Raw genomic sequence first — 14,877 nt, forward strand, 5'->3', positions numbered from 1 at the left:
CAGCGGGCTCGGCCCGCGGAGGCAGTACGGAAAAGGACAGTGCACGGGGGGAAGGGCTGTGATGAGTGAAGTGAACGAGGACGCGGCGGCGTACGCTGGACAGCGGGCCACCGGTGAGGCGATCGAGCGGGGTGACGGCGGGCCGAGCGTGGAGGCCCTGCTGGCCAGGATCAGACAGGTCCCCACACCCACACCCACAGCGACCGGAACCGGCACGGAGTCGGGTGCGGGGACCGATGCGGGTGCGGAGACCTCCGCGCCCCGCGTCGGTGAAGCCGCCGATGCGGACGCGGCGAAGACTGCCGTGCCGTCCGGTGCCGGTGGGGACGTGGGTGCGCCTACCGTGCCGTCCGGCGCAGGTGCGGCTGTCGCGCCGTCAGCTGCCGGAACGGACCTGTACGCGGATGCGCCCACCGTGCCGTTCGGTGCGGGAGCGGGCGCGGGAGTTGGTGGCGACACCGATACCGGCACGGACCGTGGTGCCGGCGCACTGCCCTCCCTCGCCGTTGCGGCCGCACCGGCCCCTGCACCCGACGCGGACGGCCTGGCCGCCGTCGTCGCCGCGGCGGCCGGTCCCTTCGTACCCGGAGGGCATCTGTCACCCGACACCGACTTCTTCGACGCCGGGGGCACCTCCGTAGGCGCCGTGGAACTCGTCGCGGCGCTGGAGGACGAGCTGGGCATGGAGATCGACCTCGACGAGGTGTTCGCCGACGCCCGGCCGCGCAGTCTCGCCCTGCGCTGGCTGGCGACCGCGGGTGCCACGGCGGCCCTCTCGGCCCCGAGTGCGCAGGCAGCCTCGACGGCCGCACGGACCCCGGCCCCGGCGACCGACAGGATCGGCACCACACAGGCCCCGGACACCTTCCCGTACCTCGCCTCGGCTCCGGCCCCGGAATTCAGCTCCGCTCGCGCCCCGGGTTCCGGCCTGGCGCCCGCTACGGACACCCCATCCATCCGCTCGCCCCGCATCGCGCCCGGGACGACGGTCAGCGCCAGGACCACCGGCGGCGGTACCCCGTACGCCACGGCCCGTCCCGAGGACCTCGACCAGATCCTGGCCGACCTCTCCCTGGCCGACCGCCTGCCCTGGACCGGCTCGCCCGAGCCCCTGCCGCCCCGCCGGATCCTGCTCACCGGCGCCACCGGCTTCCTCGGCAGTCATCTGCTCCTCGATCTGCTCAGGCACAGCGACGCGCATGTCCACTGCCTCGTCCGCGCGGCCGACGAGGAGGCGGCCACGGCCCGCCTCGGCGAGGCGCTGAAGAGTCACCGGCTGCCCTGGTCGTCGGAGATCCGCCGCCGGGTGACGGTGCTCCCCGGCGACATCAGGCGTCCCCACCTCGGCCTGTCCGACGACGTCTGGAACAAGCTCGCTCACGAACTGGACAGCGTCGTGGGCGTGGCGGCGGCCGTGGACTTCCTGCGCGGCTACCAGTCGCTGCGCCAGAGCAATGTCATCGGCGCGCTGACCCTGGCCGAACTGGCCGCGACCGGCCCGCCCAAGCCGCTGCACCACATCTCCTCGATCGCGGTCTTCAACGAGGTCGGCATCGCCTCCATGGGCGAGGACGACCCGCTCGCCCACGTCGACCGCCTCGTCGCGGGCTACGACCAGACGAAATGGGCCGCCGAGGTCGCTCTGCGGCGGGCCCGCGACCACGGCCTGATCGTCACCGCGATGCGCCCGGGAGGAATCGGGGGCCACACCCGGACGGGCGCCCACAATCCGCAGGACCTCAGCAGCGGCCTCATCTCGGCCTTCGGCCGCTTCCGCACCGTGCCCGCCTTCCACCGTCTGAACGCGGCCCCCGTGGACTGGGTGAGCCGGGTCGCGGCGGGCGTCATCTGCGAACCCGATGCCTGGGGATTCGACTACAACCTGACCGGCGTACCCAACACCCTCGACGACGTCGTACGGGACATGGCGTTCGGCGGGATGCATGTGCGTGTACAGGACTGGGACGAGTGGCGCACCGACGCCCTGGCCCGCCTGGAGGCCGACCCTGTCCCCGAACTCGACTTTCTCACAAGGGTGTTGCGAAGTCCCACCGCCCTCAAGCTGTGCGAGGCGACCCTGAAGGGGCCGGCGGCCACCGACGAACGCACTGCCGCGCTCGTCGAGGCCCTCGGCCTGCGCCCTGCGGCCCGCTACGACGCCCAGGCCCAGCTGAGGACGTTCGAGCGGCTCGCCCAGGACGGACTGGCCCGGCTGCCGGACAAGGACGACCAGCCGTACCTGTGGTTCTCCGAGACGACCGAGGGCAACGTGGGCCCGGTCGGCGCCGGCGCCGACACCCCCTGCTCGATGGCGCTCACCCTCTCCATCGCGAGCATGTACCAACTGGTGGAGGAGCGCCGGGTGGACGTCGGCGGCGAGGTGGTGTGCACCGCGGCCCATCCCGCGCCGCTGCTGGTGGAACACGGCGACGTCTGGATCCGGCCCGAGGAGGGCATCCCGCAGCGGCACGGGATGCGCCACCAACTCCTGCGCTACCGACTGACGTTGCGTGACACCGACGGAGGCCGCTGGTGGCTGGAGGGCCACAAGTACGCCCGCGCCCGCCGTGACGTGTGGCGGCAGACCCGTGCGCTGAGTGTCGAGATCGGCCGCGAAGGCGAACCGGCGAGCCTCGCGGGCGAGCTCGTCGTGCCCGCGGACAGCTATGTGCGCGACCAGATCGACGGCATCAAGGTGGACCCGCGTCTGACCGGCCAGGAGAAGCGCGTCGCGAAGCTGACCTGGCTCGCCTGGTTCGGCGCGGAGATGGGCCGCGGACTGCTCGGCCCCTTCGCCCGCGCCGCCGCGGACCTCCTCGACCTGCGCCGCACCAAGACCCCCTCGGAGCGCCACCGATGATCCTCAGAACCACCAACTCCCGTACCAGGCCGACGATCCGCAAGGTCAGGACGGGGACGGCCCTGCGGCCGCTGCGCCACCGCCTCGACCCGGCACGGGTCGAGGAGATCCCCTTCACGGCCGGGGACGGTGTACGCCTCGGTCTCACCCGCGTCGACAGCGGCGAGCAGGACCGGCCCGCCGTGCTGCTCCTGCACGGGCACACCGCGTCCGCCGACATGTTCCTGCTCCCCGAGACCCGCAACCTGGTCGACGTCCTGCTCGACGACGGCTACGAGCCCTGGCTGCTCGACTGGCGGGGCAGCTGCCGGCTTCCGTACAACGAGACCGGCCAGAGGTACACCTACGACGACGTCGCTCTGTACGACATCCCCGAAGCCGTCTCCCGCATCCGCGAACGCATCGGCGACCGGCCGCTGTTCGTGGTCGCCCACTGCATCGGCTCCCTCACCCTGTCGCTGAGCATGACGGCGGGGCTGGTGCCCGGCCTCGCCGGCGTCGTCTCCCAGGGCGTGTTCCTGACGCCGAAGCTCGCCGGACGCACCTCGCTGCGGATGACGGTGGCGGGTGAGCTGCTGAAGAACCGGATCGACCACATCCCGGTCGATTTCCGCAAGGTGGGTCTCCGCTCGAAGTACACGCCCCTGTTCGCGCTGGCCTCCCGCGGGGCGGGCTGCCCGGACCCGACCTGCCAGATCCTCCACAACTCGGCCTGGGGTTCGGGCGCCTCGCTGTTCCTGCACGAGAACCTGTCCGAAGCCACCCACGACCGGCTGGCCGAGCTCCTCGGGCCTGCGCCCCTGTGGATCCTGCCGCACCTGCGCCGTATCGAACTCGCCCGCAGCGTCGTCCGCTGGCACGACACCGACCACCGCTACCGGGCACTGCCGCCCAACGCGCTGGACGCGGCCGCCCGCATCGACACCCCGGTGCTGCTGCTCGCGGGCAGCGAGAACGGACTGTGGCTGGACTCGCAGAAGCTCTGCCACGAGGTGCTGGCACACCGCCAGCCCCAGCTGGACGTGTCGTACACCGAGATCCCCGCCTACGGGCACCTGGACACGTTCCTGGGCCGGGGCGCCGCCCTCGACGTGTTCGGGCACATCCTCGAATTCCTCGGCGAACGACGGTGACGGCGGCCCCGAGCCCGGATACCGTACCGACCAGTAACCAGACCGACCAGTAACCGGACCGCACTCCAGGAGGCCCCATGCCGCAGCTCGAAGTCGACGGCGCCGCGCTGACGTACGACGACGAGGGCCCCCGCGACGGTGACGGCGTGCCCCTTGTGTTCATCCACGGCTGGACGGCCAACCGGCACCGCTGGGACCACCAGGTGGACCACTTCGCCCAGAAGCGGCGGGTCGTACGGCTGGACCTTCGCGGGCACGGGGAGAGCGCCGGATCGGGGCGGCGGACCGTGGCGGAGCTGGCCGGTGACGTTCTCGCCGTCCTCGACCACCTGGAGCTCGACCGGTTCGTCCTCGTCGGCCACTCGATGGGCGGGATGATCGCGCAGACCCTGACGCTCGACCACCCCGAGCGGGTCGAGCGGCTGGTTCTGGTGAACTCGATCAGCAGGATGACCTACAGCCGGGGGAGGGGTCTGTTGATGGCGGTCTCGACCATGGTGCCGTTCAAGCTGTTCGTGGCCGCCAACATCCAGCGGGCCTTCGCCCCCGGCTACCCGCGCGAGAAGATCCGCGAGTACGTCCGGGCTTCGGCGGACACGCCCCAGGAGGTGGTCATGACGTGCTACGGCGCCATGCGGTCCTTCGACGTCCTCGACCGGCTGGGGGAGATCCGCACCCCCACCCTCCTGGTCCACGGCTACCACGACATCCAACTGCCCCTCTCACAGATGCTGCGGATGGCGAAGGCCTACCCGGACGCCGTGGTGCGGATCGTGGACGCCGGCCATGAACTGCCCGTGGAGAAGCCGGCGGAACTCACCGCCGTGGTCGACCGGTTCGTGACCGACCAGCCGTAGCCGGGCCCTCGGTGCGGGCCGGAGCGGACGCCCGCCGCCGACCGGCCCGCGCGACGGCTCTCGCCTCAAGTCCGCCAAGGAGCACGCGTCTTGTGACGCGTGCGGCCAGGAAGCGGCCGACTGGGGGGAGTTCAGGCCTGGGCGTCCTCGAGGGCGACTCGTCGCACTGTACGCAGCGTCGACCGGAGACTGTCCAGATCGGTCGAGCCCAGAGCGAGGCGGATCGCCTGCGGTGTGTGCGTCGTGGTGGTGAACGGCTCGGCTGTGGCTACCGAGATGTGCAGGCGCGCGAGGGTGGCGGTGAGACGGTCGGCGCGCGCGTCGTCGGGCAGCGGCAGCCAGGTGAAATAGGACGAGGGGTGGCTGATGAGAGGGAGACCTGCCAGCTCTCGTCCGGCCAGCGCCTGGCGGGCCTTGGCATCGTCGCGCTTCAGCGCTTCCAGATGATCCACCGTGCCGTCCTCCAGCCATCGGCAGGCGACGGCGGTCGTGAGGGCCGGAGTGTTCCAGGTGGTCGCGCGAATCGCGCGTTCGAGCGACGGCACGGCGGACGGCGGGGCGACGACGAAGCCGACTCGGAGGCCGGTGGCGACGCTCTTCGAGAGTCCCGAGACGTAGACGGTGATGTCCGGCGCGGTTGCGGCCAGAGGCGGCGGAGGGGCCTCGACCAGGTAGGCGTAGGAGGCATCCTCGATGATGAGCGAACCGTGCCGGCGGGCGATCTTGATCAGGCGGGTTCGGCCGGTCGCCGGCATGACCCAGCCCAGCGGGTTGTGCAGGGTGGGCATGGTGTAGATCGCGCGCACCGGCCGGGTCGCGCACAGCTTCTCCAACGCGTCGAGATCAGGCCCGTCGGCGGTTGCGGGGATGGGTGCCAGGTCGAGGTGAAAGGCATGCGCGAGCACCTTGAAGCCCGGGTAGGTGAGCGCGTCGACCGCGACGACGTCGCCGGCGTTGAGCGTGGCCATGACGGTGATGGCGAGGCCGTGCTGCGCACCGTTGGTGATCAGGATCCGATCCGGGTCGGTGGTGATTCCCCGGCGCCTCAGGTGCCGTGCGATCGAGGCTCTGTCCTGGGGGCGCCCTCGATGCGGTTGGTAGCGCAGCAGCGCGTCGAGATCACCAGAGGCGGCCAGCTCGCGCAGGGCCTGCCGAAGGAGATCGGCCTGCCCGGGCAGCGACGGATAGTTGAAGTTGAGGTCGACCGCGTCCGTGGCGACGACCTGCTGGTCGATGCCGTGACCGGCGGGCACCGCGATGTCCCGCACGAAGGTGCCGCGGCCCTGTTCCCGACTCACCAGGCCCATCGTCTCCAGCTCGGCGTACACCCGGGTCGCGGTCACCACGGCGATGCCCTCCCGGGCGGCGAGCCCGCGGTGTGTCGGCAGCCGCACGCCCGCGGCGAGCCGCCCGGTCCGGATGTCGGATGCGAGCGCGTCGACCAGCGCTTTGTACCGCGAGGCTGCCATGCACCGGATTGTATCCATGACAATTCTTTGACTGTCCTGTCTGTGGGTCCCTACCGTCGGCACTCACCCAGCACCCAGCCGGAAGGACAGCCGCCGTGCCGCACATCGCCATCCTCACCTTCGAGGGCTACAACGAACTCGACTCCCTGATCGCGCTCGGTGTGCTCAACCGCGTCAAGAACGACGACTGGCGCGTCACCATCGCCACCCCCAACCCGAAGGTGACGTCGATGAACGGGGTGGTCATCGAGCAGATGTCGACCCTTGAGGAGGCGTGCGCCGCCGACGCCGTCATCGTCGGCAGTGGCATCGCCACCCGCGAGGTCGTCGAAGACCCGGCGATCATGAACGTCCTGCGCCGCCTGGACCCCTCGCGCCAGCTCATCGCGGCACAGTGCTCCGGCGCGCTCGTTCTGGCCAAGCTCGGCCTGCTCAACGACATCCCCGCCTGCACCGACCTGATCACCAAGCCCTGGGTCGTCGCCGCCGGCGTCGAGGTACTGAACCAGCCCTTCTACGCCAAGGAGAACATCGCCACCGCCGGCGGCTGCCTGGCCTCGCACTACCTCGCCGCCTGGATCATCGCGCGCCTCAAGGGCAACGACGCCGCGGAAAGCGCGCTGCGCTATGTCGCCCCGGTCGGCGAGAAGGAGAAAAAAAATTTCGAGCGCGCCTGGCGCAACATCACCCCCTACCTTCCCGCCCCCGCGCCGGCCCTGATCTGAACGACCGATCTTCGACCGGGAGTTCCGCCCCCGTCGTCTCCGCTCTTGGCACCGCCCGGAGGGTGACCAGCGAAAAGGCACACAGCGTGCCGGGGTGGCAGTCGCGGTAGCCCCGTCAGGAGAGGTGCTTTCGGCCATCAGGAAAAGGTCAGTGGAACGTCAGTGACGCCTGGCAGCGTGGATTCATGCCACGGAGCAGCGCCCGCACCTCGTGTGATCGGGCGCTCCCGCGGCAGCACACTCACCGCGTGAGAGGAATACCCATGCCTGCCCACGATCCGAACCGCCCCACATCGTCCGGTCCTTCGCGAAGGTCGGTGCTGACGACCGCCGGCCTGGTGGCCGCGGGAGTGGCGCTCGACACCGCCGTGGGCGCTCCGAGCGCATCGGCGGCAGCGGCCCCGGCGATCTTCTATTCGCCGCACCAGGACGACGAGGCGATCGGGCTCGCCGGTTCGATACTGGAGCACAAGGCGGCCGGCAGGCCGGTCTATCTGGTGCTCGTCAGCAAGGGGGAGAACGGTGACCTCGCCGCGTTCATGAACCAGGGCAACTGCCAAAGCCTGGGCGGCAATTGTTCCGCCCCCGGCCACTACCACAAGCTCGGGTGGCAGGAGAGCTGGCCGACACCGGAGGTCGTCACCGGCCGCACGGCCGAGTTCAACCTCTCCGCCAAGGCCCTGGGCGTCGACAAGGTCATCAACTTCAAGCTCTCCGACGAAGCCTTCGGCGACTATGACAACTTCGTCAAGAAGATCATGGCCAAGGTCCGGGCACTCGCCCAGCAATATCCCGGTGCCTCGCACAAGTTCGCGGCCGGGTGGCTGGACAAGAACCCCACGCACAAGGCGTGCAGCGATGCCGCCTACTGGCTGATGAAGAACGGCGAACTCACCGACGTCCGCTTCAACCACATCTACGCCTACCAGCAGTATCCCAACCCCGCCGATCGCGGCCGCGGCGCCGCGTATGTGCTCAACATTCCGGCGGCCCACATGGCCAAGAAGCGTTCCTCGATCCTGGCCTACAACACCTGGGACCCCAGCCGGAATCTCTACACCCTCGGGTACCACAGCGTCCCCGTCTGGCTGGAGCAGGCGCACGCCGATCCACGGGAGTTCGTGTACACACTGCCCTCGAACTACCGGACCGGCCCGGTGTAGGGAAGGTACGTCCAGCGGGTCCGTCGCGTCCCGAGGCCGGTAGCAGGCCCGACGGCCACGCGGACGGCCCGGTCCAGGCTGGTTCGCCGGACGCTCGGCCGACCACCTCGCGTCGTCTCCGCGTCCCGGGAGGGCATCCCAGGCACCCCCTGTTTCCGCAGGTCAACAGGGATGGGACCGTTCCACCGTTGCACGTGTGGCGGCAGCTGTTGTGGTGGATCTCCGGCGTCCTCGAAGCTCTGGGTGTCGCACCGACCGAGGTGGAACGACCGCCCCGGGACGAAGACACCGGGCCGACTTCTGTCCGATCGGGCAGCCGGCCGCCGTCCTGTCTTCGCATCGGACACGGACGAGGTGGCGACACGTCGGCAGGCGTCTTCGGCACGCAAGCCGGAACCGGCCGAGAGCAACCCCTTACGGACCAGCAAAGGAAGCCGCACATGAGCAGGAAGTCCCCCGCACGCCGTCGTTCGGGCCGCCTCGCGGTCGTCGCCGCCGGCCTCGTCCTGGCCGTCGGAGTCGGAGTGTCGACGCAGGTGTCGGCACAGGCCGCCGTCCATGCCCCCACGAAGGCGTCCGCCGCCGCATCACGGTCGGTCAGCGGTACGACCGGCCAGGCGGTGACCCGGGTCGCCGACTTCTACGGCGCCTACATCGACGCGAAGGGCGACTACGAGGACCCGGACGTCACGCTGGCGACGGCGCTGCGCAAGCACTACCTGACCCCCGACTTCGCCGAGCGGCTGGCGGCCTGGGAGGAGGACAACGGGGTGGACGGCGTCCTGCGTGCCCAGAACGTCCCGGCGCGGTGGACGGTGGCCGACAACGGCGCCGTGGGCATGGGCCATGAGGTGATCGTCACCCTGACCTTCGGCAGCGGGGACACGACGCAGAAGACCAAGCTCTTCGTGCTGCTGGAGCGCTACAACCACATCGCCGACATCACCACCACGACCAACGGCTGACGGCGGAGCCGCCCCGCCGGGCGTCCGGCATCGGTACGACACGGTGAACGGTGGTGCGGATGTCTGGTGCGCCGGATGCGTGGCGCACGGCCGGCAGACATCGACCGACGGTGACGGGCGAGTGAACCGGACGAGCACGAGGGGCCCGGCCGCTGGGTGGTTTCCAGCGGCCGGGCCCCTCGCGCAGGGCACTGACTCCCGAATTCCATCGCACGGAAACGGCCCCGCTGAAGGCCGTCCGCGCCGCTTCGAGGGCGGAAGACAAAGGAGCGGACGTCGTTGTCGGCGGACCTGGCACACGTCAGGGCGCGGTGATGCCGATGCGAATCGCGTGAGGCGCGATACCGTGCTCATGCGCTTTCTGCATGCGGAATGTACCGATGTTCGCAAGGGCGTCGGTCCTGGAATTCTTGGGGTTCTCGAATGCTTCCGAGCCGATCGGGCAGCTGTGACTGACGCGGCCTCATACGCCGACCAGCAGGTGGCACGTGTACGAAACAGGGTTGCCGACCGTTTCGCCTTGGCACGGGACTTCTATCTCGCCTCCGACGCAATCCGTCCGTACGGCAACGCCGAGTTGAGTTTCACTCGTTGGTCGCGTGCCCGCGGAGTGCTCGCGCCCGAATCCGCCGACGTGCCAGGAAGCCCCTGGTGGCGTGCTGTCAACGACCGGCTGCTCCGGGACAAGGTCGAGGCTCGTCTGCTGACCGACGGCGTCACCGGCACCGCCAGCGCCCGCAGCGTCGAGTTCTGGCTCGACTTCATCCGGACCCCGGCACCCGGCCTCTGGTACCGGGCACACAACGCCAGCATCGTCGGGGGCTACCTGCAGCACGAAGAGTTGGCGGCCACCGAGCTCCAGGTGGAGCGCTTCATGATGAACGTCGCGCTCCTCCGCGTCCTGTTCACCCACGCGATGCTGGTCCGTCCCCGACTCGCGCTCGGCCCGCTGGCCGCGCTCGGTCCCCTGCTGGCCGACCCCCGCAGGCGTACCGTCCGGATGTTCCTGGACCTTGGCCGGTCCTTCCCGTCCGAATACCCGGTGGGCGTGCCCGTCGAGGAGGCCATCCTCGACGAGCACGCCCTCGCCCGCCTCCTCGACTACGGCCTGATCGCCCCTCGGCTCTCCGCGGTCTACGCGTACTCCGCAATGGCCCTTCATGAGCCCCGGCTGACCTCCCTGCTGGACGACGGGGTTCCGGCTTACGCATGGCCCGGTTCTGACCGGGCGATCTGGTACACGGGGAACACCGGACCGCATCTGCGCCTGGTCGCCCGCGCCACCGGCGTGCGCCTGCGCTGGGAGTCACGGCCGTCGGGCCGCTTCCTTCACAGGACGCGCCGGTAGTCCGGCCCTGACGGGTGAGGGCACCCTCCAGATCGTGTCGACAGGCATGCCCGTCACGGACCCCTGTTGTTCCGGTGGTCGGTGGTCGGTGGAAGCCCGGAGAGCGACCTGGCATTTCTCGGAATGGCGGCTGCACTCCCCGAAAACCATCCTTTCAGTGCAAGGACCGATCATCGGGTTTGGTGGTTTCTGCCATTCTGGCGACGTGCAATCGCCCACCTCGGTCACGCCCGACGCTCCCGTATCCCTGGACCGTCCTCTCTTCACCCAGCAATGGCTCGACCTCACGTTCGTCCATTGGGCCGTCGAACCTGACGCCGTTGCCGGGCTGCTGCCGAGTGGGACCGTCCCCGATACCCATCACGGAGCTGCTCACGTGGGGCTCGTCGCCTTCCGGATGCACAAGGTCGGACTGCTGCGCCTGCCCGGGGTGCCGTACTTCGGGTCCTTCCCCGAGACCAACGTGCGGCTCTACTCGGTCGATGAGCAAGGGCGTCGCGGGGTCGTCTTCAGGTCGATGGACGCGGCACGGCTGCTCCCGGTGCTGATCGGGCGCTTCGGGTTCCGGCTGCCGTACCTGTGGTCGCGGATGGACATCCGGTCCGCCGGGGACACCGTCACGTACTCGAGCTCCCGTCGCTGGCCCGCCCCTCGAGGGGCGTACAGCCGGATCACCGTACGGACCGGTGAACGCGTCGACGAACCCACCGAGCTGGAGCACTTTCTCACTGCCCGATGGGGGATGCACAACACGTTCTTCGGCGGCTCGAAGTATCTTCCCAATGACCATCCGCGCTGGCCCCTGTACCGTGCCGAGCTGATCACGTGCGAAGAGAACCTGCTTCCGGCGGCAGGAATCCTCGCTCCCGGTGACGCCCCGGTCAGTGTCCTGTACTCGCCAGGCGTCCCGGTCCGCCTCGGGTACCCGATCCGGGCCAGTGCCGAAGCGCACCGTCGAGCGTCGTAGCCGACTTCATGATGGGGTCTGTCATCTCCGCGCGAGCGGAGATGTCCCGCGGACGGGCCTGCGCTCGCGTGACGCCATCCGCGCGGCCGCGCCGTCACGTACCGACGAAAACCTCTGTACAGCCGGCCCTGTCGGCGCCGACGGCTTCGGTGCGCAGGTCACGGATCTCCTCGGAGTGGTCGGCGAGGAAGCGTTCCCGGAGGTGTTGTCGGGCCGACGAAAATCCTCACCGCCCCACCGCAGACCGACAACTGCGGGTCTTGTCAGGGCCTCTGGACGCGAACCGGGTCCGGAGGGGCGGCGAGGGCCTGCTCCCAGCCCTGCCCCGGGCTTGCCCCGCCCCTGCTCTCAGGGGACGGGATCAAGCCACCGTTCCCTCACCTGACCGGCGCGGCAGCACCTAGAGTGTGCGCGTGACCGAGCAGAACTCCGAACTCATCGCCGACCGCTACCAGCTGGTCGAACGCATCGGCCAGGGCGGTATGGGCCGGGTCTGGCGTGGCCTGGACCAGCAGCTCTTCGGACGCGAGGTCGCCATCAAGGAGATCCTCTTCCCACCGGGGATGGACGAGGACGACCGCGCCACGCTGCTCAGACGCTTCACCGGCGAGGCTCGCGCAGCGGTCACTCTCAGCCACCCCGGGATCATCACGATCCATGACGTCGTGGAACACCACGGCGCCCCCGTGATCGTCATGGAGTTCATCCGCGGGCAGTCCCTGGCCGCCGCCATCCGCCGGGAGGGCCGACTGCCCGTGCAGCGGGTGGCCGAGATCGGCGCCGCCATGCTCGACGCACTGGCCGAGGCGCACGAGGCGCGGATCGTCCATCGCGACATCAAACCGGACAACGTGCTCCTGACCAAGGACCGGGTCGTCCTCACCGACTTCGGCATCGCGCACCTCGCGGACGCCACGACCAAACTGAGCCACAGCGGGATCGTCATCGGTACGCCGCAGTACATGCCCCCGGAGCAGTTGGAGGGCAAGCGCCCGACCCCCGCCAACGACCTGTGGGCACTCGGCGCCACCCTGTACCACGCCGTCGAGGGGCAGCCGCCGTTCGAGGCGGAAGGGCTCCACGCCTTGGCGGTGGCCGTCTTCACCCGCCCGTACCGGCCGCCGGTCCACGCCGGACCGCTCGCGCCCGTGCTGGAGGCGCTGCTCACCAAGGACCCGGAGCAGCGGGTGGGCGCCACCGAGGCCGCCGGGATGCTGGCGTCGGTGCTGCGCTCCTTCCCCGCCCGGGAGGACGCGGCCACCACGCGGGGGGCGGGGCCGGAGCCCGAACGCGCTCCCGACCCGGAACCGGCACCGGAGGCCGCGACGGAACCGGCACCGGACGCCGCGACGGAACCGGCACCGGACGCCGCGACGGAGCAGGCACCACCTCCTACGCCGCCCAAGCCCCGTACGCCCCCCGAGCCCTCAACTCCGCACAAGCCCACGGTCCAGGACTCCGGGGCCGCCCCCGTCGACCCACGGCGCCCCGCCCCGGTCAACCCACGGCGCCCCGCCCAGGACCGGCCGACCGGCCCGCCGCCGGGGCCCGTAACCCTGCCCCCGACCGAGGACTTGGTCTCGCTGGGGGCGACGGCCAAGGTGGAGAGGGACGCGCAGGGGTCGGTGAAGGCGCGCGCCCTCACCCGGCGTTCCGTGGTCCTGGGCGCGGCGCTGGCCACGCTCGCGGCCGGTTCCGTCCTGACTTGGAGTCTCTCCCGAGAGGATGAGACACCCGGCGGCGGCGGAGCGGCCGGCAGCGGTGCGACGGCTTCCGCCGTCACGGTGGTGATCGGGGTCGACGCACCGCTCAGCGGCGGTCTGTCCACGATGGGCCTCGGTATCCGGAACTCGGCCGACCTGGCGGTCAAAACCGCGAACGAGAAGGGGTACGTCCCGGGCGTGAAGTTCGAGATCAAGGCCCTGGACGACGCGGCCGACCCGGCCAAGGGCGGGCCGAACGCCGCCCGTTTCGTGTCCGACGAGACGGTGCTGGGCGTCGTCGGACCGTTGAACTCCAGCACGGCCCGGACCCTGGTGGCACCCCTGGCCCGGGCGGACCTGGTCAACGTCTCACCGGGCAACACCGACCCCGCGCTGACGCTGGGCCCCGACTGGGCCGCGGGCACCAAGTCCCGTCCGTACGACACGTACTTCCGCACCGTTACCACGGACGTGGACCAGGGGCCGTTCGCCGCCCGGTACCTCCACGCCGAGGCGGGGAAGAGCAAGGTGTACGTCGTCGACGACAAGAGTGCCTACGGCACCGGCCTCACCTCCGGTTTCACGGCCGAGTTCGAGAAGCTCGGCGGGACCGTGGTCGGCACGGAGCAGGTCGATCCCGCGCAGCGGGAGTTCCCCGGCCTCGCCGCGGAGGTCCGGGCCTCGGGCGCCGACTCCGTCTACTTCGGCGGCTACTACGACACCGCCGGGCCGCTCTCCAAGCAGCTCAAGCAGGCCGGGGCCGGCATCCCCCTGATGGGCGGCGACGGCATCTTCGACCAGCAGTTCCTCACATCCGGCCCGAAGGCCGACGGCGACCTCGCCGTCAACATCGGCGTCCCTGCCGAACACGAGGCGCGCGGGGTGGACTTCCTCGCCCGGTACCGCAAGGCGGGGTACTCGGAGGCGGCCGGCTGGTACGGACCGTACGCCTACGACGCGACCTGGAGTCTGATCGAGGCCGTGAAGTCCCTCGTGACGGCCAACGGCGGCACCCTCCCGCGGGACGCCCGCGCGAAGATGCCACCGGCCGTGGCCCGGCTCTCCTTCGACGGGGTCACGGGCCCTGTCGCTTTCGACGGGTACGGCGACACCCGCAACCGGCGCCTGACCGTGTACTCGGTGGCCGACGGCCGATGGACCACCGTGACCAGCGGCCCCGTCACTCCCTGACCTTCACGAAACGACTGAGGAGCATGGGAGCCTATCGCTACAAGGTGCAGAAGGGCGGCTTCGGGCTGTTTCTCGGGATCGCAGCCGAGGTCACGCACCTGACGGATGTGCCGACACCGGGCGCCCCCGTCAGCAACCGGGTCTGGTTGGACGCTTCCGAAGTCGTCAACGCCTTCCACGGGAATCGGCTGGTCCTCAACGAGCGCGAAGTCGCCTGGCTGCGGGCCGGCTTGGGCCAAGTGGCCGGCGACATCGAACGCATCGAGACCAGCGCCTACATCCTGATCTCAGTTCGGGCCTTGGAGATCTTCGAGGTCAACTACGCGGAGGAGGCCCTCGCTCCGGCGATCGCCGGATGGGCGGCAGAGACCTTCGCTTTCACACCCCGAAACTGCACCGTCAGCCACGACAGCACCACAGGCCAGTTCACGCTCGACTGGGACGAATGACCCCCATGGACAACGGTGATGGGTGCGCCGGCAACCGCGGCGTTGCT

The 14,877-nt window shown here is 70.2% G+C and carries 11 protein-coding genes; 10 read left to right on the forward strand and 1 reads right to left on the reverse strand.

Going from position 1 to position 14,877, the window contains the following annotated elements:
* Window positions 1-61: 61 nt before the first annotated feature.
* From OG788_RS43825 to OG788_RS43835, 3 genes are all read left to right on the forward strand, one after another.
* Window positions 62-2,860, forward strand: coding sequence for a thioester reductase domain-containing protein (locus tag OG788_RS43825; protein WP_406376455.1), 2,799 nt, complete (start codon window positions 62-64; stop codon window positions 2,858-2,860).
* Window positions 2,857-3,993 carry an alpha/beta hydrolase gene (locus OG788_RS43830; protein WP_406376456.1) on the forward strand — a complete coding sequence of 379 codons (1,137 nt, stop codon included), beginning with the start codon at window positions 2,857-2,859 and terminating at the stop codon, window positions 3,991-3,993. Before OG788_RS43825 ends, OG788_RS43830 begins: the two co-directional genes overlap by 4 nt.
* Before the next feature lie 77 nt (window positions 3,994-4,070).
* Window positions 4,071-4,850 (forward strand): alpha/beta fold hydrolase, encoded by a 780-nt coding sequence (locus tag OG788_RS43835; RefSeq protein WP_406376457.1) that lies wholly within the window; start codon window positions 4,071-4,073, stop codon window positions 4,848-4,850.
* Window positions 4,851-4,981: 131 nt separating this feature from the next.
* Here OG788_RS43835 and OG788_RS43840 read toward each other — a convergent pair whose 3' ends face one another.
* Complete coding sequence (locus tag OG788_RS43840; RefSeq protein WP_406376458.1) at window positions 4,982-6,319, reverse strand: PLP-dependent aminotransferase family protein; 1,338 nt, start codon at window positions 6,317-6,319, stop codon at window positions 4,982-4,984.
* A gap of 95 nt (window positions 6,320-6,414) precedes the next feature.
* Between OG788_RS43840 and OG788_RS43845 the strand changes: the two genes are divergently transcribed.
* The 7 genes from OG788_RS43845 (at window position 6,415) to OG788_RS43875 (ending at window position 14,830) form a co-directional block, all read left to right on the forward strand.
* On the forward strand, window positions 6,415-7,044 hold the full coding sequence (locus OG788_RS43845) for a DJ-1/PfpI family protein (protein ID WP_406376459.1): 630 nt from the start codon (window positions 6,415-6,417) through the stop codon (window positions 7,042-7,044).
* Between the two features lie 263 nt (window positions 7,045-7,307).
* Window positions 7,308-8,207, forward strand: coding sequence for a PIG-L deacetylase family protein (locus OG788_RS43850; RefSeq protein WP_406376460.1), 900 nt, complete (start codon window positions 7,308-7,310; stop codon window positions 8,205-8,207).
* 440 nt (window positions 8,208-8,647) lie between these two features.
* On the forward strand, window positions 8,648-9,172 hold the full coding sequence (locus OG788_RS43855) for a hypothetical protein (protein WP_406376461.1): 525 nt from the start codon (window positions 8,648-8,650) through the stop codon (window positions 9,170-9,172).
* Between the two features lie 520 nt (window positions 9,173-9,692).
* Window positions 9,693-10,520 (forward strand): hypothetical protein, encoded by an 828-nt coding sequence (locus tag OG788_RS43860; RefSeq protein ID WP_406376462.1) that lies wholly within the window; start codon window positions 9,693-9,695, stop codon window positions 10,518-10,520.
* A 205-nt stretch (window positions 10,521-10,725) separates the two neighbouring features.
* The gene (locus OG788_RS43865; protein WP_406376463.1) at window positions 10,726-11,487 is read left to right on the forward strand and encodes a YqjF family protein; all 762 of its coding nucleotides are present in this window, start codon (window positions 10,726-10,728) and stop codon (window positions 11,485-11,487) included.
* A gap of 413 nt (window positions 11,488-11,900) precedes the next feature.
* Window positions 11,901-14,381 carry an ABC transporter substrate-binding protein gene (locus tag OG788_RS43870; protein WP_406376464.1) on the forward strand — a complete coding sequence of 827 codons (2,481 nt, stop codon included), beginning with the start codon at window positions 11,901-11,903 and terminating at the stop codon, window positions 14,379-14,381.
* Between the two features lie 23 nt (window positions 14,382-14,404).
* Window positions 14,405-14,830: a hypothetical protein gene (locus OG788_RS43875; protein ID WP_406376465.1), complete on the forward strand. Its 426-nt coding sequence runs from the start codon at window positions 14,405-14,407 to the stop codon at window positions 14,828-14,830.
* Window positions 14,831-14,877 lie beyond the last annotated feature (47 nt).

It is taken from the genome of Streptomyces sp. NBC_00647, assembly GCF_045207245.1.
Lineage (GTDB): Bacteria > Actinomycetota > Actinomycetes > Streptomycetales > Streptomycetaceae > Streptomyces.

Excerpts from the sequence above, each read along its gene's own strand:
- OG788_RS43875 (WP_406376465.1), top strand. The coding sequence starts at position 14,405 with ATGGGAGCCTATCGCTACAAGGTGCAGAAGGGCGGCTTCGGGCTGTTT.
- OG788_RS43830 (WP_406376456.1), top strand. The coding sequence starts at position 2,857 with ATGATCCTCAGAACCACCAACTCCCGTACCAGGCCGACGATCCGCAAG.
- OG788_RS43855 (WP_406376461.1), top strand. The coding sequence starts at position 8,648 with ATGAGCAGGAAGTCCCCCGCACGCCGTCGTTCGGGCCGCCTCGCGGTC.
- OG788_RS43825 (WP_406376455.1), top strand. The coding sequence starts at position 62 with ATGAGTGAAGTGAACGAGGACGCGGCGGCGTACGCTGGACAGCGGGCC.
- OG788_RS43835 (WP_406376457.1), top strand. The coding sequence starts at position 4,071 with ATGCCGCAGCTCGAAGTCGACGGCGCCGCGCTGACGTACGACGACGAG.
- OG788_RS43840 (WP_406376458.1), bottom strand. The coding sequence starts at position 6,319 with ATGGCAGCCTCGCGGTACAAAGCGCTGGTCGACGCGCTCGCATCCGAC.
- OG788_RS43850 (WP_406376460.1), top strand. The coding sequence starts at position 7,308 with ATGCCTGCCCACGATCCGAACCGCCCCACATCGTCCGGTCCTTCGCGA.